At 71.1% G+C, this 20,395-nt stretch carries 21 protein-coding genes; 10 read left to right on the forward strand and 11 right to left on the reverse strand.

Annotated elements, in window-relative coordinates; all coding sequences use genetic code 11:
• Positions 1–165: 165 nt before the first annotated feature.
• The 10 genes from ACN9MP_RS04650 to ACN9MP_RS04695 all read right to left on the reverse strand — a co-directional run bounded on the left by ACN9MP_RS04650 (position 166) and on the right by ACN9MP_RS04695 (position 9,990).
• A complete protein-coding gene (locus ACN9MP_RS04650; protein WP_426324150.1) occupies positions 166–1,212 on the reverse strand; it encodes an RNA polymerase sigma factor in 1,047 nt (348 codons plus the stop codon).
• Positions 1,212–1,592 carry a YciI family protein gene (locus tag ACN9MP_RS04655; protein WP_426324151.1) on the reverse strand — a complete coding sequence of 127 codons (381 nt, stop codon included), beginning with the start codon at positions 1,590–1,592 and terminating at the stop codon, positions 1,212–1,214. The genes ACN9MP_RS04650 and ACN9MP_RS04655 overlap by 1 nt, the downstream gene beginning before the upstream one ends.
• 80 nt (positions 1,593–1,672) lie before the next feature.
• Entirely contained in the window at positions 1,673–2,248 is a 576-nt protein-coding gene (locus tag ACN9MP_RS04660) for a hypothetical protein (protein ID WP_426324152.1), read from the reverse strand.
• 66 nt (positions 2,249–2,314) lie between these two features.
• The gene (locus tag ACN9MP_RS04665) at positions 2,315–3,109 is read right to left on the reverse strand and encodes a transglutaminase-like domain-containing protein (RefSeq protein ID WP_426324153.1); all 795 of its coding nucleotides are present in this window, start codon (positions 3,107–3,109) and stop codon (positions 2,315–2,317) included.
• Between the two features lie 88 nt (positions 3,110–3,197).
• Positions 3,198–4,001 (reverse strand): aldolase/citrate lyase family protein, encoded by an 804-nt coding sequence (locus tag ACN9MP_RS04670; RefSeq protein ID WP_426324154.1) that lies wholly within the window; start codon positions 3,999–4,001, stop codon positions 3,198–3,200.
• Entirely contained in the window at positions 3,986–4,771 is a 786-nt protein-coding gene (locus ACN9MP_RS04675) for a 2-keto-4-pentenoate hydratase (protein ID WP_426326201.1), read from the reverse strand. The genes ACN9MP_RS04670 and ACN9MP_RS04675 overlap by 16 nt, the downstream gene beginning before the upstream one ends.
• 136 nt (positions 4,772–4,907) lie before the next feature.
• A complete protein-coding gene (hpaD, locus tag ACN9MP_RS04680) occupies positions 4,908–6,074 on the reverse strand; it encodes a 3,4-dihydroxyphenylacetate 2,3-dioxygenase (RefSeq protein ID WP_426324155.1) in 1,167 nt (388 codons plus the stop codon).
• A gap of 79 nt (positions 6,075–6,153) precedes the next feature.
• The gene (gene hpaE / locus ACN9MP_RS04685; RefSeq protein WP_426324156.1) at positions 6,154–7,680 is read right to left on the reverse strand and encodes a 5-carboxymethyl-2-hydroxymuconate semialdehyde dehydrogenase; all 1,527 of its coding nucleotides are present in this window, start codon (positions 7,678–7,680) and stop codon (positions 6,154–6,156) included.
• Between the two features lie 22 nt (positions 7,681–7,702).
• The gene (locus ACN9MP_RS04690; RefSeq protein WP_426324157.1) at positions 7,703–8,419 is read right to left on the reverse strand and encodes a GntR family transcriptional regulator; all 717 of its coding nucleotides are present in this window, start codon (positions 8,417–8,419) and stop codon (positions 7,703–7,705) included.
• Positions 8,416–9,990: a fumarylacetoacetate hydrolase family protein gene (locus ACN9MP_RS04695; RefSeq protein ID WP_426324158.1), complete on the reverse strand. Its 1,575-nt coding sequence runs from the start codon at positions 9,988–9,990 to the stop codon at positions 8,416–8,418. The genes ACN9MP_RS04690 and ACN9MP_RS04695 overlap by 4 nt, the downstream gene beginning before the upstream one ends.
• Before the next feature lie 120 nt (positions 9,991–10,110).
• Here ACN9MP_RS04695 and ACN9MP_RS04700 point away from each other — a divergent pair, with 120 nt between their 5' ends.
• Entirely contained in the window at positions 10,111–11,493 is a 1,383-nt protein-coding gene (locus tag ACN9MP_RS04700; RefSeq protein WP_426324159.1) for an MFS transporter, read from the forward strand.
• A gap of 115 nt (positions 11,494–11,608) precedes the next feature.
• Here the strand turns inward: ACN9MP_RS04700 and ACN9MP_RS04705 are convergent, their stop codons facing one another.
• A complete protein-coding gene (locus ACN9MP_RS04705; RefSeq protein WP_426324160.1) occupies positions 11,609–12,217 on the reverse strand; it encodes a TetR/AcrR family transcriptional regulator in 609 nt (202 codons plus the stop codon).
• A 112-nt stretch (positions 12,218–12,329) separates the two neighbouring features.
• Here ACN9MP_RS04705 and ACN9MP_RS04710 point away from each other — a divergent pair, with 112 nt between their 5' ends.
• The 9 genes from ACN9MP_RS04710 to paaE all read left to right on the forward strand — a co-directional run bounded on the left by ACN9MP_RS04710 (position 12,330) and on the right by paaE (position 20,386).
• Positions 12,330–13,067: an enoyl-CoA hydratase/isomerase family protein gene (locus ACN9MP_RS04710; protein ID WP_426324161.1), complete on the forward strand. Its 738-nt coding sequence runs from the start codon at positions 12,330–12,332 to the stop codon at positions 13,065–13,067.
• Entirely contained in the window at positions 13,064–13,951 is an 888-nt protein-coding gene (locus tag ACN9MP_RS04715; protein WP_426324162.1) for a 3-hydroxyacyl-CoA dehydrogenase family protein, read from the forward strand. Before ACN9MP_RS04710 ends, ACN9MP_RS04715 begins: the two co-directional genes overlap by 4 nt.
• Positions 13,948–16,038 (forward strand): phenylacetic acid degradation bifunctional protein PaaZ, encoded by a 2,091-nt coding sequence (paaZ, locus tag ACN9MP_RS04720; protein WP_426324163.1) that lies wholly within the window; start codon positions 13,948–13,950, stop codon positions 16,036–16,038. The genes ACN9MP_RS04715 and paaZ overlap by 4 nt, the downstream gene beginning before the upstream one ends.
• 35 nt (positions 16,039–16,073) lie before the next feature.
• Positions 16,074–16,466 carry a hydroxyphenylacetyl-CoA thioesterase PaaI gene (gene paaI / locus ACN9MP_RS04725; protein ID WP_426326203.1) on the forward strand — a complete coding sequence of 131 codons (393 nt, stop codon included), beginning with the start codon at positions 16,074–16,076 and terminating at the stop codon, positions 16,464–16,466.
• Between the two features lie 93 nt (positions 16,467–16,559).
• A complete protein-coding gene (gene paaA, locus ACN9MP_RS04730) occupies positions 16,560–17,519 on the forward strand; it encodes a 1,2-phenylacetyl-CoA epoxidase subunit PaaA (RefSeq protein WP_426324164.1) in 960 nt (319 codons plus the stop codon).
• Positions 17,516–17,821, forward strand: a complete 306-nt coding sequence (gene paaB / locus ACN9MP_RS04735) for a 1,2-phenylacetyl-CoA epoxidase subunit PaaB (protein WP_426324165.1) — start codon at positions 17,516–17,518, stop codon at positions 17,819–17,821. The genes paaA and paaB overlap by 4 nt, the downstream gene beginning before the upstream one ends.
• A 14-nt stretch (positions 17,822–17,835) precedes the next feature.
• Complete coding sequence (gene paaC / locus ACN9MP_RS04740; protein ID WP_426326205.1) at positions 17,836–18,657, forward strand: 1,2-phenylacetyl-CoA epoxidase subunit PaaC; 822 nt, start codon at positions 17,836–17,838, stop codon at positions 18,655–18,657.
• A complete protein-coding gene (paaD, locus tag ACN9MP_RS04745) occupies positions 18,651–19,172 on the forward strand; it encodes a 1,2-phenylacetyl-CoA epoxidase subunit PaaD (RefSeq protein WP_426324166.1) in 522 nt (173 codons plus the stop codon). The genes paaC and paaD overlap by 7 nt, the downstream gene beginning before the upstream one ends.
• Complete coding sequence (paaE, locus tag ACN9MP_RS04750; RefSeq protein WP_426324167.1) at positions 19,172–20,386, forward strand: 1,2-phenylacetyl-CoA epoxidase subunit PaaE; 1,215 nt, start codon at positions 19,172–19,174, stop codon at positions 20,384–20,386. Before paaD ends, paaE begins: the two co-directional genes overlap by 1 nt.
• Positions 20,387–20,395 lie beyond the last annotated feature (9 nt).

Below are 20,395 nucleotides of genomic sequence, written 5' to 3' on the forward strand. Positions count from 1 at the left end.
CGGCGCCGCGTGGTCGGAGATCCGCGCAGATGCAGGTGGTTCGGGTGGCGGGGCTCCGAGCCCGTGGTTATCTCCGACGGTGTGGTTGCGGGTCCTGTGGTTGCCGGTCCTGTGGCTGCTGGGGGTGTGGTCGCCGGCGAGGGAACGGATGCTGCGTCTCGGGCGTCAGCGCAGGCGCGACTCGGCCGCGGCCAGCGCCGCCCGCGCACCGTCGGTCGGGGCGATCGCCAGGAGCCCGCGGTAGAGCGTGACCAGGGCGTCGGCGTCGAGCTCACCGGTGCGGGCGCGGTCGCAGTGCACCGCGTGGATCGCGGCCTCGAGCTGGAATCGCCCGAGCGGTCGCCCGAGCGCGGACGCCCGCCGCAGCAGCGCACCGCCCTCGGCGATGAGGCCGCGGTCCCAGAGCGCGGGGTCCTGCTCGTCGAGCGGGGGCCACGGCGTCCCGACGCGCGCGGGGGCGCGAGACTGGGCGTAGGTGAGGAGGGCGGCGAGGCCCCACGCCTCGGGTTCGTCGTCGAGCAGGGTGGCGGTGAGCACCGCGAGCCAGCGTGCCTCGTCGGCGAGCGACTCCCGCGGCTCGTCGCCCTGGTCGAGCCACCCGATGGCGTACGCGCCGTAGATCGCCTCGAGCACGGCGGGCAGGCGGGCGGGCATGTCGGCGCGCGTGGGGATGCGGAACGGGATCCCCGCATCGCGGATGCGGCGCTTCGCCCGCACCAGCCGCTGCGCCATCGCCGACGGCTCGACGCCGAACACGCCCGCGACCTGGGCGGCGTCGAAGCCCAGCACCGTCTGGAGCATCAACGGCGTCCGGACGCCCGGGTCGATGGCGGGATGCGCGCACGCGAACAGCAGCTCGAGCCGCCGGTCGGGGATCGCCTGGGTGTGCTCCAGCGCCGTCAGCGCGTCCACGGCGTGATCGCCGCCACGCGCGGCCGCGATGCCGTCCTCGAGCGGCACGGCGGTGCGGCGGGCCGCCGAGCCGAGGGCGTCGCGAATGCGGTTGCGGGCCACGGCGACCAGCCACCCTTCGGGATTCGCCGGGATGCCGGCATCCGTCCACGTCCGAAGCGCCCTCTCGAAGGCGTCCGCCAAGGCGTCCTCGGCGAGCGGGATGTCGCGGGTCGACGCGGCGAGGACGGACAGGATGCGCCCGTACGACTCCCGCGCGGTGCGCTCGGCGACCGCGCGGGCGTCGTCGGGGGCCGGCATCAGCGGGCGAACGGGGTCCAGGCGCCGTCGCGGAAGTACGTGGCCGTCGGCCGCACCTCGACGGTGCCCCAGCTCACCGAGGGCGCCTTGCCCGCCCAGGCGATCGCCGCATCGAGGTCGTCCACCTCGATCACGAACGTACCGCCGAGCTGTTCCTTGGTGTCGGCGAACGGACCGTCCTGCACCTGCAGCCGGCCATCGGGGGCGGTGACGCTCGTGGTGACGCTGGAGGGCTGGAGCACCTCGGCCGACAGCAGCACACCCGCGGCGTCGAGCGCCTTGGCGTACTCGTCGAACTCGCGCATGCCTTCGGCCCACGCGTCGGGCCCCATGTCGTCCGCGGTCATCTCGGGATAGTGGAGCAGGAGTGAGTAGCGCATGACATCGTCCTTTCTGAGTGGGTGACACTCCTATGACGATCCACCGCGGGCCCGATCGACAGGCGGAGCGGAAATCAGCCTCAGAGCTCGTCGAGCATGCGTCGCTGCTCCTCGGTGAGCCCGTCGTACCGCTCACGACGCCCCGCCGCGGTGGCGCCGCCGGGGAGGGTGTCGCGCGGGCCGCCGACGGACGGAGCGGGGCTTGCGGCCGCCCCGCCGCTCGTGCCCGTCGCCTTGTCGTACAGCGCGCCCGCGTGGTTCTCGACCCGGTCGTCGATCGTGTCGTAGATCGCCCAGCCGATGAGGAGGATGACGGGGGGCAGCACCCAGCCCCAGAAAGCGCCGAAGATGCCGCCGCCGATCGAGACGCCAGTGAACACCACGACGGCGATCCACACGACGAAGGCGACGGCGAACGCCAGGAAGAACTCGACGAGCTTCTCACCCGCCCTCGTGCGCCGGTGGGCCGACTTCGCCGCCATCCCGCGGAACCACTTCTCGACGAGGGGCTTGATCCAGATCACCAGCGCCGTCAGCACGATGCCCGCCCACAGCGCCGCCCAGCCCACGCGCGCCGGGGTGAGCCAGCCCACGACGAGCAGCACGACGATGTTGAACGCCAGCAGCGAGAGGAAACGAACGACCCACTTCTTCATGCGTTCACTGTGCCACGTCCGGTGGGGTGTCGGGAGCGGATGCCGCGCCCGCCGGCCCGTTCGGGGTCAGCCGATCGACACGAGGTGGTCGAGGTCGTCGTCGGGCAGCACGTCGGCCGTCGCGCCAACCGTCAGCTCCACGAGATCGGCGCGGCCCGACACCACGGTGAGGAACGCCGTGTCGGCGGCGTCCCTGCCGGTCGCGATGCGCACCAGGCTGGAACGCGGGGCGAGCGTGGTGGCATCGACGGCGCGCCATGCGCCGTCGATCCACGCCTCGGCGACGGCGTGGAAGTCCATCGGACTCAGCCCCGGGGCGTAGACCGACACCATGCGGGCCGGGATGCCGAGCCCTCGCAGGAGTGCGATGCACAGGTGCGCGTAGTCGCGGCAGACGCCCTGCCGGGCGAGGAGGGTGCGGGTCGCACCGTCCGTCGGCAGCGACGACCCGGGCACGTACGAGAGCCGCGTGCCGACCCACGACGACACGGCGGCGAGCAGCTCGGCGGCTCCCTGGATGCCGCGGAACTCCGCCTCGGCGGTCGGGGCCATCGCGTCGGACTCGGCGTAGCGGCTCTGGCGGAGGTACACCAGCCGTTCCACCTCGTCCGCCTCGGCGGAAGCGCCGTCGGGGAGGGTGGCGCTGTACTCCATCACGAACCGGCCGGCGGGGGCCATCACGCGATGCAGCCGGGTGCCGTGTGCGTCGAGCAGCTCCTCGGGCTCCAGGGGACTGCCGTCGACGGTCGCGCTGACGCGCTCGGACTCGGGGGAGTAGTGGCGGGAGGCCGCGATGGCGAAGACCAGCTCGGCGGGTCGGATGACGTTCAGGGCGATGCGGCTGGAGACGTCGCGCTTCATGGACCCCAGCGTGTCACGCCGGAGGCCGCCCCCGGGGGCCCTTGACACGCACAGGTCGCGCGGTGATCGCGCGTCGCCGCGAACGGGCTCAGTACGACGGTCGCTCGGTGCCGGGGTCCGACGGGATGAAGCGGGCCGCGAGGGCCTCCGATCCTCGTGCGAGCAGTGCGACGTCGGCGCCGACGAGGACGAAGGATGCGCCGGCCTCGAGGTAGGCGTCGGCGGCGGCGGGATCGAACGCGTTGACGCCGACGGGCTTGCCGGCGGCGCGGACCGCGTCGAAGGCGCGGCGGACGGCCGCCACCACCTCGGGATGGGTCTGCCTTCCGAGCACACCCATCGACGCCGCGAGGTCGGACGGACCCACGAAGACGCCGTCGACGCCGTCGACCGCCGCGATCTCGGCGGCCGCCTCCACACCGGCAGCGGTCTCGATCTGCACGAACAGCGACACGTGGTCGTCGGCGTTCTGCAAATAGTCGTCGACCCGGTTCCAGCGCGCCGACCGCGCGAGCGCCGAACCCACTCCGCGGCTGCCCCGCGGGGGATAGCGCACGGCTGCGACGACGGCCTCGGCATCCGCCGCCGAAGACACCATGGGCACGAGCAGGTTCTGCGCCCCCAGATCCAGCACCTGCTTGATCGTCACGACGTCGCCGATGGGCACCCGCACGAGCGGGGTCACCGGGTAGCCGGCGACGGCCTGCAACTGGGAGAGCACCGATTCCAGGCCGTTGGGGGAATGCTCCATGTCGATGAGCACCCAGTCGAGCCCCGCACCCGCGCAGATCTCGGCGACGAGCGGCGACCCCGTGCACACCCAGATCCCCGCGAGGGGCCGGTCGGTGTTCGCGAGGGCGTCGCGGAACGTGAGGCTCAGACGAAGCGGCATTCGATGACTCCCATGGGGCCGTAATCGCACACCACGCTATCGCCCCGCGACACCCACATCGGGCGGGTGAACGACCCGGCGAGGATGATCTCGCCCGCTTCGAGGCGCGCGCCGTGCTGGTGGAACTTGTTCGCGAGCCATGCGACGCCCGTGGCGGGGTGGCCGAGCACACCCGCGGCGACCCCGGTCTCTTCGATCTCGCCGTTGCGGCTCAGCACTCCCGGCACCCAGCGCAGGTCGATCTCGTCGGGGCGCTTGCGCACGTCGCCGAGCACCATCGCCCCGTAGGCGGCGTTGTCGGAGATCGTGTCGACGATCGTGCGGCCCTCGAGCTCGATGTGCGAGTTGAGGACCTCGAGCGCCGGCACCGCGTAGTCGATCGCCGCGAGGGCGTCGTCGAGGGTGCAGTCGGGGCCCTCGAGCGGGGTCTTCAGCACGAAGGCGAGCTCGACCTCGATGCGGACGTTCGAGAAGTTCTCGACGGGGATCTCGGCGCCCGAGGAGTACACGGTGTCGTCGAACATCACGCCGTAGTCGGGCTCGGTGATGCCCGTCGCCTGCTGCATCGCCTTCGAGGTGAGCCCGATCTTGCGGCCCACCAGGCGGCGCCCGGCGGCGATGTTCTGGTCGCGCCACACCCCCTGGATCGCGTACGAGTCCTCCACCGTCGCGTCGGGGTATCGCGCGGTGATGCGCGGGATCACGCCGTGCGTGCGGTCGGCCTCGGCCAGCTCGGCCGCGATCGCGGCGATGTCGTCGGGGTGCAGCATCCGTCTCTCCTTGCTCTTCTTCTCGGTCACCCCCGGAGGGGTCTGCAGGACTCCACAGATCGGGCGGCGGGCGGGTCAGAAGGGCGGTCCACCCGGTCGTTGATGCGCAGATCCGTGGAGTTCTGCAGCCGGCCCTCTACAGCTGGTGGCCGAGCTTGTACTCGCCCTGCTTCCAGCTCGGCATCTCCTCGGCCTTGTCGTCGGGGCGGGTGTACGAGAAGCCGTCGGCGCCGATCGTGACGGCCATCTCGGACGCATCCGTGCGGGCGACGACCGGCTTCGGGTTGCCGTCGAGGTCGAGCACGAGCGAGGCCTCGGTGTACCACGAGGGCACGACCGGGTTGCCCCACCAGTCGCGGCGCTGGTTGTCGTGGACGTCCCAGGTGACGACGGGGTTGTCGGGGTCGCCGGTGTAGTAGTCCTGCGTGTAGATCTCGACGCGGTGGCCGTCGGGGTCGCGCAGGTACAGGTAGAAGGCGTTCGAGACGCCGTGGCGGCCGGGGCCGCGCTCGATCGCGTCGGAGCGGCGCAGCGCGCCGAGCTTGTCGCAGATCGCGAGGATGTTGTGCTTCTCGTGCGTCGCGAACGCGACGTGGTGCATGCGGGGTCCGTCGCCGCCCGTCATCGCGGTGTCGTGCACGGTGGGCTTGCGGCGCATCCACGCGGCGTAGACCGTGCCCTCCTCGTCCTGGATGTCCTCGGTCACGCGGAAGCCGAGGTCCTGCATGAACTTCACGGCGCGCGGCACGTCGGGGCTCACCTGGTTGAAGTGGTCGAGGCGCACCAGCTCGCCGGGGGTGTGGAGGTCGTAGCGCCAGGCGAGACGCTCGACGTGGTCGGTCTGGTGGAAGAACTCGTACGGGAAGCCCAGCGGGTCCTCCACGCGCACCGAGTCGCCGATGCCCTTGACGAAGCCTTCGGCGCGACGCTCGACGCGGCAGCCGAGCTCGGTGTAGAACGCGACCGCCTTGTCGAGATCCTCCGCCGACCGCACCCGGTACGAGAAGGCGGCGACCGCGGCGACCGGGCACTTGCGCAGCACGAGGTTGTGGTGGATGAACTCCTCGGTGGACCGGAGGTAGATCGCCTCGTCGTCCTCCTCGGTCACGTAGAGGCCCAGCACGTCGACGTAGAACTCGCGCGAGGCGAGCAGGTCGGTCACGACGAGCTCCATGTACGCGCACCGCAGGATGTCGGGCGCCGGGGCCGAGGGCGTCGGGATCGGGTTGTCGGTCTGGATCGGCGCCTCCTGCGAGACATAGAAGCCGGAGGAGGTGAGGGTCATGTCGTCACGGTTGGTCATGGCTCGTCCTTGTTGCGAATCGTTCGGGAGTTGGTGCGGATGCCGCGGCCCTGTGCAGACCGGGATCGCGGCATCCGGGTCAGTGGGAGCTGCCGCCGGCCTTGCCGAAGGTGGGATTGTGGACCTTGCCGAGGGTGATGTGCACGGCCTGCTGGTCGGTGTAGAAGTCGATGGAGCGGTAGCCGCCCTCGTGGCCGAGGCCGGAGGCCTTCACGCCGCCGAACGGCGTGCGCAGGTCGCGCACGTTGTTCGAGTTCAGCCACACCATGCCCGCTTCGACGCTCTGCGCGAAGTTGTGCGCGCGCTTGAGGTCGTTCGTCCACACGTACGCGGCGAGGCCGTACTTCGTGTTGTTCGCGAGCGCCAGCGCCTCCTCGTCGGTGTCGAAGGGCGTGATCGCGACGACCGGCCCGAAGATCTCCTCCTGGAAGATCCGCGCGTCGGGGGCGACGTCGGCGAACACCGTCGGGGCGACGAAGTTGCCGAACTCGAAGCCCTCCGGCTGTCCGCCGCCGGCGACCAGACGCCCCTCGGACTTGCCGATCTCGACGTAGCTCATCACCTTCTCGTAGTGCTCGGGGTGAACGAGCGCGCCGACCTCGGTCTCGGGATCGTTCGGGTAGCCGACCTTGACGCGCTTCGCCTGCGCGGCGTAGCGCTCGACGAAGTCGTCGTAGACGTCGCGCTGCACGAGGATGCGTGAGCCCGCGGTGCAGCGTTCGCCGTTGAGCGAGAACACACCGAAGATGGTGGCGTCGACGGCGGCCTCGAGATCGGCGTCGGCGAACACGATCGCCGGGCTCTTGCCGCCCAGCTCCATCGACAGGCCCTTGAGGTGGGGCGCCGCGTTGCCGAAGATGATCTGCCCCGTGCGGCTCTCCCCGGTGAACGAGATGAGCGGTACGTCGGGGTGCTTCACGAGCGCGTCGCCGGCGTCCTCGCCGAGGCCGTTGACGAGGTTGAACACGCCCTTGGGCAGGCCCGCCTCCTCGAAGATGCCTGCCCACAGCGACGCCGAGAGCGGCGTGAACTCGGCGGGCTTGAGCACGACCGTGTTGCCGGTCGCGAGCGCGGGGCCGAGCTTCCACGATTCGAGCATGAACGGCGTGTTCCAGGGCGTGATGAGGCCTGCGACGCCGATCGGCTTGCGGTTGACGTAGTTGATCTGGCGCCCCGGAACCTTGAACGTGTCGTCGGCCTGGGCGACGATCAGGTCGGCGAAGAAGCGGAAGTTCTCCGCCGCGCGGCGCGCCTGGCCGAGTGCCTGCGTGATCGGCAGACCCGAGTCGAAGGACTCGAGCTCGGCCAGCCGCGCGTCGCGCGACTCGACGATGTCGGCGATCCGGTGCAGCACGCGGGAGCGCTCGCGGGGCAGCATCCGGGGCCAGGGCCCCTCGGCGAACGCGCGACGTGCCGCGGCGACGGCGCGCTCGATGTCGGCCTTCTTGCCCGCTGCGGCCTTCACGTACACCTCGTTGGTGACGGGCTCGAGCACGTCGAAGGTGTCGCCGTCGACCGAGTCGACGAACTCGCCGTCGATGTAGTGCTGGATGCGCTCGGGCAGGCCGGCGGGCACGTGCCGGGTGATCGTGGATGTGTCGGTCATGGGATTGCTCCTTTGGGGAGGGTCAGAATGCCGGGAGGCCGAGGACCTCGTCGGGGTGTTCGTGGATCATGTACGCGTCGAGGGTGGCCGCGCGGTGTCGCCGTGCCACCTTCTCGATCTCGCCGAGCTGGGCACCGGACTCGATCAGCTGGAGGATGTTCTCGTGTTCGCGCACGGACTCCTGCGCGCGGCCGGGGACGAAGCTGAAGGTGGAGTCGCGCAGATGCCCGAGTCGCGCCCATTCGGCGGTGACGAGCTCGAGCATGCGGGGGTTCGCGCATTTGGAGTACAGCGTCGAGTGGAACTCCTGGTTGAGCCTCGTGAAGGCGCGCGGGTCGAAGTGCTCGAGCGTCTCGATCATCCGCTCGTTGATGCGACGCGCATCGCGGATGTCGGTCTCGGTGAGACGGCGCGCCGCCAGTGCGGTGGCGGTGCCCTCGAGGATCGACAGCGCCTGCATGCTGTAGCGGTACTGCGAGTCGTCGACCATCGACACCCGGGCGCCGACGTTGCGCTCGAAGGTCACGAGGCCCTCGGCCTCGAGCTGCCGGATCGCCTCGCGCACCGGGACGACGCTCATGTCGAGCTCGCCGGCGATGCTGCCGAGCACCAGGCGGTAGCCGGGCGTGAAGTCCTGCGACGCGATGCGCTCCTTGATCCAGCCGTACGCCTGCTGGGACTTGCTCAGGGTGTCGGGCGCCGCGGAGGCGTCGTCACTCGTCAGCGGGTCGGTCGTCATCGTGTCCCCTCTCCGTCCGGCGAGCCGCTGCGCTCGGCGTCGTAGCGGGCGCGCCACTCGGCGTTCATCGGGAAGAGCCCGTCGACCGCGTTGCCCTCGGCTACGCGTGCGGCGATCCAGGCGTCCTCCTCCTCCTGGGCGAGGGCCGCGTCCACGACCTCCTCGGCGATGCTCGGAGGGATGACGATGACGCCGTCGGCGTCGCCGACGATGATGTCGCCGGGCTGCACCGTGGTGCCGCCGCACGCGATCGTGATGTCGTGGTCCCAGGGCACGTGCAGGCGCCCGAGCACGGCCGGGTGGGCGCCGGCGGAGTAGACCGGGATGCCGACAGCGGCCACGGCGTCGGCATCCCGCACGCCGCCGTCGGTGACGATCGCGGCCGCACGGTTGGCGTGCGCGCGGATGGCGAGGATGTCGCCCAGCGTGCCCGAGCCGGTCTGGCCGCGGGCCTCGATGACGATGACCTCGCCTTCGCCGACGGCGTCGAACGCTCGCTTCTGGGCGTTGTAGCCGCCGCCGTGGCTCTGGAAGAGGTCTTCGCGGTTGGGGACGAAGCGCAGCGTCTTGGCGGTGCCGACGATCTTGCGGCCCGGGTGATTCGAGCGCACGCCGTCGATCGTGACGTTGTTCAGGCCGCGCTTGCGGAGCTGTCCCGAGAGACCCGCGACCGGGACCCGCTCGAGCTTCTCGCGCAGGGCGTCGCTGAGAACAGGCGATCTGGCTGCGACAGGGGATCCTGCCTCAGGACTTCCTGTGTCCGCCAGATCTCCTGATCCGGGAGACTCCGCCGCCGCGAGGCCCGCGGCCTCGCGTGAGCCCCACGCCTCTTCGCGCTGCGTGTCGTCGACGGCGGGGAGCGAGCCGAGCGACTCGTCGTAGCCCGGGCCCCCGCCCTGCACGACCGTGGTGACGAGGCGGCCGGACGTGGCGCCGGTCGACGGGTGGTCCACCTCGACCTCGACGACGTCGCCCGGGACCACGACCGAGGATCCGGCGGGGGTGCCGGTGAGGATCACGTCTCCGGTCTCGAGGGTGAAGTGCTGCGAGAGGTCGGCGACCAGCTGCGCGAGCGGGAAGATCATGCCGGCGGAGGAGTCGTCCTGGGCGATCTCGCCGTTGACCCACGTGCGCACGCGCAGTGCTGCCGGATCGACGCCGCGGGCGTCGATCAGCCGGGGGCCGAGCGGAGTGTAGCCGTCGCCGCCCTTGGAGCGGACGTTGGAGCCCTTGTCGTTCGCGCGCAGGTCGTAGAGGCCGAAGTCGTTGGCTGCGGTCACCCAGCCCACGTGGTCCCACGCGTCGTCGAGGGCGACGCGGCGGGCCGGCGTGCCGATGACGAGGGCGATCTCGCCCTCGAACGCCAGGAGCTCGGTGCCGGCGGGGCGCTCGATCGTGCTGCCGGAGGCGGCGACGGAGCTGGAGGCCTTGAAGAAGTACGACGGATGCTGCGGCCGCCGTCCGCGCTGATCTGCACGCGAGGCGTAGCTCAGGTGGATCGCCACGATCTTTCCGGGGCGACCGGGAAGGGCCGCGAACCGCGGGTCGGCGGTGTGCCTGGTCTCGTCCATGAGCTCCCTCAGTCAAGTGGGCGGTTGCGTCGTATCCGAAATCGTATATGATCAGTCCGGATCCGGCAACCGTCCCCGTCGCCGGTGACGACGCCGTCAGCCCCCGACATAGGAGTCACCTTGAGCATCTCGAAACCCCCGCAAGGCCTCACGCCCACCGGCACGATCGCGGCCTCCGCCGACCGGCGCCGAGTCGTCTTCGCGACGGTGGTCGGCACCACCGTCGAGTGGTACGACTTCTTCATCTACGCAACGGCCGTCGGACTCGTCTTCGGCCAGCTGTTCTTCGCGCCCCTCGGCGCGAACAGCGCCCTCATCGCCTTCGCCACCGTCGGCGTGAGCTTCCTGTTCCGTCCGCTCGGCGCCTTCCTCGCGGGACACTTCGGCGACAAGTACGGCCGCAAGGTCGTCCTGATGTGGACGCTGATCCTGATGGGCACCGCGACCGCACTCATCGGCGTGCTGCCCACGTACGAGGCGATCGGTGTCGCAGCGCCCATCCTGCTGGTGCTTCTGCGCATTCTGCAGGGAATCTCGGCCGGCGGCGAGTGGGGCGGCGCGGTCCTCATGGCCGTCGAGCACGCACCTCGCGCCCGCCGCGGCGCATTCGGTGCATCGCCGCAGATCGGCGTGCCGCTCGGACTGCTGCTGGCTTCGGGCGTCATGGCCCTCATGGCGATGATCGCCCCGGGCGACGCCTTCCTGGCGTGGGGCTGGCGGGTGCCGTTCCTCCTCAGCGTCGTGCTGATCCTCGTCGGCTACTACGTCCGGCGGCGCGTCGAGGAGAGCCCGGTGTTCGCCGAGCTCGCCGAGCGCAAGGAGCAGACGCGCACCCCGATCCTGGTCCTGCTGCGCAAGCACCTCCTGCTCGTGTTCATCGCCGCGCTGGTCTTCGCCGGCAACAACGCCGTGGGCTACATGACGACGGGCGGCTACATCCAGGGCTACGCGACCAACCCCGAGGGGCCCCTCGGATTCGACCGTGGTCCCGTGCTCTGGGCGGTCGCGGGCTCTGCCGTGACCTGGCTGCTCTCCACGCTCGCTGCCGGCTTCGTCTCCGACCGCATCGGCCGCCGCACGACGTACATCATCGGCTGGATCCTCCAGCTCGCGGGCGTCTTCCTGCTCTTCCCGCTCGTGAACTCCGGGAGCATCTGGCTGCTGTTCCTGGGGCTCGCCGCCCTGACGATCGGCCTCGGGTTCACGTACGGTCCGCAGGCCGCGCTCTACTCCGAGCTCTTCCCGGCATCCATCCGGTTCTCCGGCGTCTCGATCTCGTACGCCGTCGGCGCGATCCTCGGTGGTGCGTTCGCCCCGTTGATCGCGCAGTGGCTGGTGCAGGCGACCGGCTCCACGGTCTCGGTGACGTGGTACCTCGCCGGCATGACGCTGGTGGGGCTCTGCGCGACGCTTCTCCTCCGCGACCGTTCGGGCATTCCGCTCGGTCCCGACCACGAGGCCGAGCAGGCCGAGAGCCCGATCTACGGACTCTCGCGCGCCTGACCTTCTTTCGCGAGCGGATGCCGCGTCCCGCGCCTGTCTGCAGGCTCCGGGGCGCGGCATCCGCCGTCTTCACCTCACCGCTCCTCGTTGCGGCCCTCCGGGGAGGTGATCGGTTTCAGCGGGTGCGCATGCCGTCGAGCGCGACGGCGACCACGTCATGCGCGAGGCGCTCGCCGTCGACAGGGCCGTCGGGGCGATACCACTCGACGATCGAGTTGACCATGCCGAACACCAGGCGCGTGGTGACGGCACCGTCGACGTCGGCACGCACCTGACCGGCGTCTTGCGCCTCGGCGACGAGCGCGCTCACGCGGTGGTCGAAGGCGCGGCGGCGCTCCAGCGCCGCTCGCTCGACGTCGCTGTTGCCCCGGACTCGCAGCAGCAGCGTGACGTAGGGGAGCCTGTCGACGAGCACCCGCACCGCGCCGCGCAGCACCGCGCCCAGACGCTCGGCCGGGTCGCCCGCGGCCGCATCGGGGTCGTCGAGCACGCCCTCGAGCCCGCTCAGGGCCTCGTCGAGGGCGAGCGCGAGCAGCTGCTCCTTGGAGTCGAAGTGGTGGTACAGCGCGGACTTCGTGAGCCCGAGCCGGCCCGCCAGGTCCGCGACGGATGTCGCGTCGTACCCCTGCTCGTTGAAGAGTGCGACCGCCACCGCGAGCACCTGCTCGCGGTCGTAGCCGGGCCGGCCCCGTCGCGGAGGTGACGGCTCGGCGTTCGCGGACATGCGCCCAGTCTGGCATCGGTGCGAAGGAGGATCGCGCCGGACACCCCTATTACTGAACGATCGGTCACGTATTATGGGTTCGACCGCGACGGAGCGGATCGAGAGGATGCCGATGCCTGAGCCGCTGCTCATCCAGCGCCGCGACGACCGCGTGCTCGCCACGCTGTCGCGGCCCGAGGTGCGCAACGCGATCGACCAGGACACGATCGACCGCCTGCACGCCCTCTGCGGCGAGCTCGAACGGAAGCCTCGCACGCTGATCCTCATCGGCGCCGACGGAGTGTTCGCCTCGGGAGCGGATATCGCCCAGCTGCGCGACCGCCGGGCGGGCGACGCCCGCCGTGGCATCAACACCCGCGCGTTCCAGCGGGTCCGCAACCTGCCGATGCCGGTGATCGCCGCGATCGACGGCCACGCCCTCGGCGGCGGCGCCGAGCTCGCGTATGCGGCCGACATCCGAATCGGAACGCCGCGGCTGCAGATCGGCAATCCCGAGACCGGCCTCGGGATCATCGCCGCCGCGGGGGCGACGTGGCGCCTGCCCGAGATCGTGGGCCAGGCGCGGGCCGCCGAGATGCTCCTGACCGGACGGATCCTGGATGCGGCGACCGCCGTCGAATGGGGCCTCGTGTCGTCGCTGTACGAGCCGGACGACCTCCTCGCCGCCGCGAACACCATCGCCGACCGCATCGCCCGCAACGACCCCCTGGCCACGCGGCACACGAAGACGGCGCTCCTCGCACCGTTCGCCGCCCACCCCGAGATCGAGCTCGAGCTGCAGGCCCAGCTCTTCGAGAGCCCGGAAAAGGACCGCCGCATGACCGCGTTCCTGGAGAGGAAGCGGCGATGAGCGCGGCGGACGAAGAAGGGGCCGGTCGTGCGAAAGTGCCCGGGCGGGTCGGAGTGATCGGCGGAGGCCGCATGGGCGCGGGCATCGCGCATGCGTTCGTGCTCGCGGGCGCCGAAGTGGTCGTCGTCGAGCGCGACGCGGAGGCGGCGGACGCAGCATCCGTCCGCGTCCTCGACACGGTGCGACGGAGCGTCGAGCGGGGCAGCACCGACCAGGGGTTCGACGCGCTCGCCACGGCGGTGGAGACCGTGACGGATGCCGCCGCCCTCGCCGGCTGCGGACTCGTCGTCGAGGCGGTCCCCGAAGTCAGAGAGCTCAAGGCCCAGGCTCTCGCACGCGCCGAGCGGGCACTCGCCGCCGACGCGGCGCTGGCCACCAACACGTCGTCGATCTCGATCGACGACCTCGCATCGGGCCTCGCCCGTCCGGGCCGGTTCCTCGGGCTCCACTTCTTCAATCCCGTCCCGGCGTCGCAGCTCGTCGAGGTCGTGACCGGCACGGCCACCGAGCGGGCGCTCGTCGACGAGGCGCGTGACTGGGTCGAGGCGCTCGGCAAGACGCCGATCGTCGTGCGCGACAGTCCCGGCTTCGCCTCCAGCCGGCTCGGGGTGGCCCTCGGGCTCGAGGCGATCCGCATGCTCGAGGAGGGCGTCGCGTCGGCTGCCGACATCGACGCGGCCATGGAGCTGGGGTACCGGCATCCCGTCGGTCCGCTGCGGACGACCGACCTGGTGGGCCTCGACGTTCGGCTCGGCATCGCCGAGGAGCTGCACGCCGAGCTCGGCGACCGCTTCGCACCGCCGCCGCTGCTGCGACGCCTCGTCGACGAAGGACATCTGGGCCGGAAGAGCGGCCGCGGCTTCTACGAATGGAGCGGACAATGACGATCGAGCGGCACGCGGCCGGCATCCTCCCCAGCTACCTGCGCGACCAGTGGTGGACTCCCGACGTGGGCGACCACGCCACGCCGGTGCGGGACGCGTCGACGGGCGAGGTCGTGACGTATCTCGACACCCAGGGCATCGACCTCGCCGGTGCGCTGGAGCACGCGCGCACCGTGGGGCAGGCGAGCCTCGGCGCGCTCACGTTCCACCAGCGCGCGGTGCTGCTGAAGCAGTTGGGTGTGGCGCTGACCGCGCGCAAGGAGGAGCTCTACGAGCTGTCGAAGCGGGCCGGTGCGACCGTGCGCGACTCGCTGAGCGACGTCGACGGCGGCATCGGGGTGCTCTTCACGTACTCGTCCAAGGGGCGCCGCGAACTGCCCAACTCGCAGGTATACCTCGACGGGCCGGTCGAGACGCTGTCGAAGGACGGCTCGTTCCTCGGCCGCCACGTGTACACGCGGCTGCCGGGCGTCGCCGTGCAGATCAACGCCTTCAACTTCCCGATGTGGGGCGCCCTCGAGAAGTTCGCGCCGGCGTTCCTCGCCGGCGTGCCGACGCTCGTCAAGCCGGCGAGCCCGACAGCCTACGTCGCGGAGGCGTGGGTGCGGATCCTCGTCGAGACCGGGCTGCTGCCCGCGGGGTCGCTGCAGCTGGTCAGCGGTGCGGTGCCCGGGCTGTTCGACCACCTCCGTCTCGGCGACATCGTCGGCTTCACCGGCAGCGCCTCGACCGCCGACCGCCTGCGGGCGCAGGCGGCGCCCGGGGTCCGGTTCACGAGCGAGACCGACTCGATCAACGCCTCGGTGCTCGGCCCCGACGCCGTGCCCGGAACGCCCGAGTTCGACGCCTACGTCAAGCAGCTGATGGTCGAGCTCACCACGAAGGCGGGGCAGAAGTGCACCGCGATCCGCCGCGCGATCGTCCCGGCCGACGCGGTCGATCCGCTGGTCGCCGCCTTGCGCGACAGGATCGCCGAGCGCGTCGTCGTGGGCGACCCGCGCGCCGACGGCGTCACGATGGGACCGCTCGTGTCGCTCGGCCAGCGCGATGAGGTGCTGCGCGCCGTGGGCGAGCTCGAGGCGGCGGGAGGCCGGATCGTGCTCGGATCGACGGATGCCCCGACCGTGACGCTCGCCGACGGCTCGACCGGCGCCGCCCCCGAGGGGGCGTTCGTCGCTCCGATCGTCGTGGGGTTCGACGGTCGTGCCGACGCGCTCCCCGCCGCCGTCCACGAGGTGGAGGCGTTCGGGCCGGTGGCGAGCATCCTCGCGTACCGGACCGTGGAGGAGGCGGCGGATCTCGTCGGACGGGGCGGAGGGTCGCTCGTCACGAGCGTCGCCACCGCCGACCCCGCGGTGGCCGCCACGCTCCTCGCCCGCACGGCGGCCTACAACGGACGTCTGCTGTTCCTCGACCGCGACGACGCCCGCACCTCCACGGGACATGGCGCTCCCGTGCCGCACCTGGTGCACGGCGGTCCCGGCCGCGCCGGCGGGGGAGAGGAGCTCGGCGGCATCCGCGCGGTGCTGCACCACATGCAGCGCACCGCGGTGCAGGGCTCGCCCGCGATGCTGACCGCCCTGACCGGCGTCTGGCATCAGGGCGCGGCATCCCGCTCCGATCGCCACCCGTTCCGCAAGTCACTCGCCGAGCTCGCCGTCGGCGACCAGGTGGTGTCGGCATCGCGTGCGGTCAGCCTCGACGACATCGAGACCTTCGCGCATTTCACCGGCGACCTGTTCTACGCGCACATGGACGAGGAGGCGGCCGCCGCGAACCCGTTCTTCCCGGGCCGCGTCGCGCACGGCTATCTGCTCGTCTCGTGGGCGGCGGGGCTCTTCGTCGATCCCGAGCCGGGCCCCGTGCTCGCCAACTACGGCCTGGAGAACCTGCGCTTCGTGACGCCCGTGTCGCCGGGCGACGAGATCCGGGTCGTGCTGACGGCGAAGCAGATCACCCCGCGCGAGACCGACGAGTACGGCGAGGTGCGGTGGGATGCCGTCATCCAGAATCAGGACGACGACATCGTCGCCACCTACGACGTGCTGACCCTCGTCGCCAAGGAGCCGGTCGGGGTCCGACCGTGAACGACCCCGCCGAGCACTTCGCCGGGCAGCGCCGAATGCTGCAGCGCGACCGCGCCTCGGCGGCTCTCGGCATGGTGGTGGAGCGCGACGAGCCCGGCGAGGCCGTCGTGTCGATGCGCGTGCGCGACGACATGACGAACGGGTTCGCGATCACGCACGGCGGGATCGTGTTCGCGCTGGCCGACACGGCGTTCGCCATGGCCTGCAACGAGGACGACCACGTCACAGTGGCAGCGGGCGCCGACATCACGTTCCTCAAGGCCAGTCGCGCGGGACAGACGCTCACCGCCCACGCCCGGCGCCGGGCCGTCGCGGGGCGGGGCGGGCTGTACGACGTGACGGTGACCGACGAGACGGGCGAGGTGGTGGCGGAGTTCCGCGGCCGGTCCTTCACCACCCGCCGGGCGCACCCTGACGACTCGGTGTGAGCGGATGGCGAGTCATCCGTGGCCGTATTAGACTTTACTGAACGAACGGTCTGTAATCCCTTCGACAGGCTCAGGAACCGAACGGAGTCGACCATGACCACCGATGTGCTGATGGACGAGGCGGCGGAGCAGGCCGCCTTCGATGCGATCATCGAGGCGGACTCGCGTATCGAGCCGCGGGACTGGATGCCGGCTGCCTACCGCAAGACGCTCATCCGGCAGATCTCGCAGCACGCGCACTCCGAGATCATCGGCATGCAGCCGGAGGGCAACTGGATCTCGCGGGCTCCGAGCCTGAAGCGCAAGGCCATCCTCATGGCGAAGGTGCAGGACGAGGCGGGCCACGGGCTGTACCTCTACTCGGCCGCCCAGACCCTGGGCATCACCCGCGACGAGATGACCGAGCAGCTCATCGAGGGCCGCGCGAAGTACTCGTCGATCTTCAACTACCCGACGCCGACCTGGGCCGACATGGGGGCGATCGGATGGCTCGTCGACGGCGCAGCCATCTGCAACCAGGTGCCGCTGTGCCGGGCGTCATACGGTCCGTACGGCCGGGCGATGGTGCGCATCTGCAAGGAGGAGTCGTTCCACCAGCGGCAGGGATTCGAGATCCTGCTGACGCTGATGCAGGGAACGCCCGCGCAGCGGCAGATGGCCCAGGATGCCGTGGACCGCTGGTACTGGCCGTCCCTCATGATGTTCGGGCCGCCCGACGACGAGTCGCCGAACTCGGCGCAGTCCATGGCGTGGAAGATCAAGCGGTTCTCGAACGACGACCTGCGGCAGCGATTCATCGGGATGCTGGTTCCCCAGGCCGAGGTGCTGGGTGTGACGCTTCCCGACCCCGAGCTGCGGTGGGACGCGTCGGCGGAGAGATGGCACACGAGCGAGATCGACTGGACCGAGTTCCACGAGGTGCTCGCCGGCCGCGGGCCGATGAACGTGGAGCGCATCCGCAACCGCCGGAACGCCCACGAGGACGGCGCCTGGGTGCGCGAGGCCGCGGCCGAGTACGCGCGCAAGCAGCAGGCGAAGGCGGTGGCAGCATGACCACTCCCGGTGCGTCGTCGCGCGACTCGTGGCCCCTGTGGGAGGTGTTCGTGCGCGCGAACCGCGGGCTCAGCCACGTGCACGCCGGCTCGCTCCACGCGCCCGACGCCGAACTGGCCCTGCGCAACGCGCGCGACCTGTACACCCGTCGCGGCGAGGGCACCTCGATCTGGGTCGTGCCCGCCGATGCGATCACCACGAGCGACCCCGACTCGAAGGGAGCATTCTTCGAGAGCCCGGCCGGCAAGAACTACCGCCACGCCACCTACTACACCGCGTCCGAGGGGGTGCCTCACCTGTGAGTGAGCTCTCCGAGATGTCCCTCGACCCGCACGGCGAGGTCACCGTCGAGCACGTCGAGCTGTCGGCCGAACTCGCCGGCGGCGAAGGCCGGACCGCCAGCGCCGACGTCGCCGAGTACGCACTGTGGCTGGGGGACGACGCGCTCATCCTGTCGCAGCAGCTCGGCGCGTGGATCGCCCGGGCACCCGAGCTCGAGGAGGACGTCGCGCTCGCCAACATCGCACTCGACCTGCTCGGGCACGCGCGCTCCCTCCTGCGGTACGCGGGCTCGTACGACGGACGCAGCGAAGACGACCTGGCCTACTGGCGAGACGAGCCCGAGTTCCGCTGCGCGTGGCTCTTCCAGCAGCCGGGCGGCGACTTCGCCCAGACGATCGCACGTCAGCTGGCGGCATCCGTGTATCTCTTCGAGCTGTACACGGCGCTGCAGGAGTCGTCCGACGAGACCTTCGGCGCGATCGCCGCGAAGGCCGTCAAGGAGGTCGAGTACCACCGCGACCACGCCGTGCAGTGGACGCTGCGGCTCGCCGGCGGCACCGACGAGTCCCGCGCGCGCATGGTGCGGGCGGTGGGCGATGTGTGGCCGTATGTCGGCGAGCTGTTCCGCGACGAGCCCCTGATCGACCGGCTCGAAGGAGTGGCGGTACGGCCGTCGACTCTGCAGCCGGCATTCGACGCCGTGATCGCGGCGGTGTTCGCCGAAGCAGGGCTCGACCTTCCGGCCACGCCGATGTCGTCGGCGGGCGGGCGGCGCGGGTCGCACTTCCCGACGCTGGGCTACCTGCTCGCCGAGATGCAGGTGCTCGCACGGCAGCATCCGGGGGCGACATGGTGACGGTACGCCCCGACGCTCGCACGGAACCCTCCGTCGCCGCGACCCGGCGCGCGTGGGAGGTGGCGGCATCCGTTCTCGACCCAGAGGTGCCGGTGCTCACGATCGAGGACCTCGGGGTGCTTCGGGACGTCGTCGTCGACGGCGATCGCGTCACCGTGACGATCACGCCGACGTACTCGGGCTGTCCGGCGATGGATGCGATCCGTGACGACGTCGTGCTCGCGCTCACGTCCGCGGGGTTCGCCGACGTCGACGTGCGCCTCGTGCTGGCGCCCGCGTGGACGACGGACTGGATGACGGATGCCGGCAAGCGCAAGCTCGTCGAGTACGGCATCGCCCCGCCTACCGGCAGGGCCGCGGCACGCGGACCCATCCGCCTTCAGCTGTCGGTACGGTGCCCGCGCTGCGGCTCGCTCGATACGCGCGAGCTCGCCCGGTTCGGGTCCACGTCGTGCAAGGCGCTCTACGGGTGCCGGGCGTGCCTGGAGCCCTTCGATTACTTCAAGGTGCACTGATGCGGCCCTATCCACAGGCACAGGGGCCGGGGAAGCCGGGCCAGGAGACCCAGCGGATCGCCGAGAACCTCGTCACCACGGCGGTCGGCGGGCCGAGCGACCGGAAGCATCGCGCGCGGTTCCACACGCTCCGCGTCGCGGCGGTCCGGCCGCTGACGGATGCCTCCGTCGAGGTGACCTTCGCCATCCCCGAGGAGGTGCGCGACGAGTTCGACTACTTCGCCGGGCAGCACGTCGCGCTGCGGAAGGAGCTGGACGGCCGGGAGGTGCGCCGCTCGTACTCGCTGTGCCGGGCGGAGGACTCCGGCGGTGGCGGCGACGGCCCCCGCACGATCAGCGTCGCGATCAAGCGCGACCGGGGCGGCCGGTTCTCGACCTGGGCGCAGACCGAGCTGAAGGTGGGCGACCGGATCGACGTGATGAGTCCGCAGGGCACGTTCACGTCGAAGCTCGCCGATCTCGACGGGGCCCACGTGGCGGGCGTCGCGGCGGGATCCGGCATCACACCGCTCATGGCGCTCGCCGCGACCGTGCTCGCCCGCTCCGACACGTCACGCTTCACGCTCGTCTACACGAACCGGTCGAGCCTCGATGTCATGTTCGTCGACGAGCTCTCCGACCTGAAGGACCGCTATCCGACGCGGCTGGCCCTTCACCACGTGCTCTCCCGCGAGCAGCGCACGGCGCCGCTGCTGTCGGGCCGCATCGACGAGCCCCGGCTGCGGCGGATCCTCGACGAGCTCGTGCTGCCCGACACGGTCGACGAGTGGTTCCTCTGCGGTCCGTTCGAGCTCGTGCAGCTGTGCCGCGACACCCTCGCCGACATCGGCGTCGACGCCGCCCACGTGCGCTACGAGCTCTTCACGTCCGGGGAGGGCGAACACGCGGAGCCGTCCGCGGGCCGCCCGGTGGTGGTCGCCGAGGACGAGCCGGTGAGGCGCATCGAGTTCACGCTCGACGGGCAGTCGCAGTCGGTCGACAGCCCGGTCGCCGCGCACGAGTCGATCCTGAACGCGGCGCTGCGCGTGCGGCCCGACGTGCCGTTCGCCTGCGCCGGAGGCGTGTGCGGCACCTGCCGTGCGCGGCTCGTGCAGGGCTCGGTCACGATGACCGAGAACTACGCCCTCGAGCCGGACGAGCTCGAGCGGGGGTACGTGCTCACGTGCCAGTCCCACCCCACGACCGATGCGGTCGTGGTCGACTACGACGTATAGGGAGGAACG

The organism is Microbacterium sp. E-13, assembly GCF_049912955.1.
Lineage (GTDB): Bacteria > Actinomycetota > Actinomycetes > Actinomycetales > Microbacteriaceae > Microbacterium.

Bases quoted from the DNA above. Each gene is read 5' to 3' on its own strand.
- ACN9MP_RS04710 (WP_426324161.1), top strand. From the start codon at position 12,330: ATGCCTGAGCCGCTGCTCATCCAGCGCCGCGACGACCGCGTGCTCGCC.
- hpaE (WP_426324156.1), bottom strand. From the start codon at position 7,680: ATGACCGACACATCCACGATCACCCGGCACGTGCCCGCCGGCCTGCCC.
- paaZ (WP_426324163.1), top strand. From the start codon at position 13,948: ATGACGATCGAGCGGCACGCGGCCGGCATCCTCCCCAGCTACCTGCGC.
- paaC (WP_426326205.1), top strand. From the start codon at position 17,836: ATGTCCCTCGACCCGCACGGCGAGGTCACCGTCGAGCACGTCGAGCTG.
- ACN9MP_RS04690 (WP_426324157.1), bottom strand. From the start codon at position 8,419: ATGACGACCGACCCGCTGACGAGTGACGACGCCTCCGCGGCGCCCGAC.
- ACN9MP_RS04705 (WP_426324160.1), bottom strand. From the start codon at position 12,217: ATGTCCGCGAACGCCGAGCCGTCACCTCCGCGACGGGGCCGGCCCGGC.
- ACN9MP_RS04665 (WP_426324153.1), bottom strand. From the start codon at position 3,109: ATGAAGCGCGACGTCTCCAGCCGCATCGCCCTGAACGTCATCCGACCC.
- paaE (WP_426324167.1), top strand. From the start codon at position 19,172: ATGCGGCCCTATCCACAGGCACAGGGGCCGGGGAAGCCGGGCCAGGAG.
- paaB (WP_426324165.1), top strand. From the start codon at position 17,516: ATGACCACTCCCGGTGCGTCGTCGCGCGACTCGTGGCCCCTGTGGGAG.
- ACN9MP_RS04670 (WP_426324154.1), bottom strand. From the start codon at position 4,001: ATGCCGCTTCGTCTGAGCCTCACGTTCCGCGACGCCCTCGCGAACACC.
- paaD (WP_426324166.1), top strand. From the start codon at position 18,651: ATGGTGACGGTACGCCCCGACGCTCGCACGGAACCCTCCGTCGCCGCG.
- ACN9MP_RS04695 (WP_426324158.1), bottom strand. From the start codon at position 9,990: ATGGACGAGACCAGGCACACCGCCGACCCGCGGTTCGCGGCCCTTCCC.
- ACN9MP_RS04715 (WP_426324162.1), top strand. From the start codon at position 13,064: ATGAGCGCGGCGGACGAAGAAGGGGCCGGTCGTGCGAAAGTGCCCGGG.
- ACN9MP_RS04660 (WP_426324152.1), bottom strand. From the start codon at position 2,248: ATGAAGAAGTGGGTCGTTCGTTTCCTCTCGCTGCTGGCGTTCAACATC.
- paaI (WP_426326203.1), top strand. From the start codon at position 16,074: ATGCTGCAGCGCGACCGCGCCTCGGCGGCTCTCGGCATGGTGGTGGAG.
- hpaD (WP_426324155.1), bottom strand. From the start codon at position 6,074: ATGACCAACCGTGACGACATGACCCTCACCTCCTCCGGCTTCTATGTC.
- ACN9MP_RS04650 (WP_426324150.1), bottom strand. From the start codon at position 1,212: ATGCCGGCCCCCGACGACGCCCGCGCGGTCGCCGAGCGCACCGCGCGG.
- paaA (WP_426324164.1), top strand. From the start codon at position 16,560: ATGACCACCGATGTGCTGATGGACGAGGCGGCGGAGCAGGCCGCCTTC.
- ACN9MP_RS04655 (WP_426324151.1), bottom strand. From the start codon at position 1,592: ATGCGCTACTCACTCCTGCTCCACTATCCCGAGATGACCGCGGACGAC.
- ACN9MP_RS04675 (WP_426326201.1), bottom strand. From the start codon at position 4,771: ATGCTGCACCCCGACGACATCGCCGCGATCGCGGCCGAGCTGGCCGAG.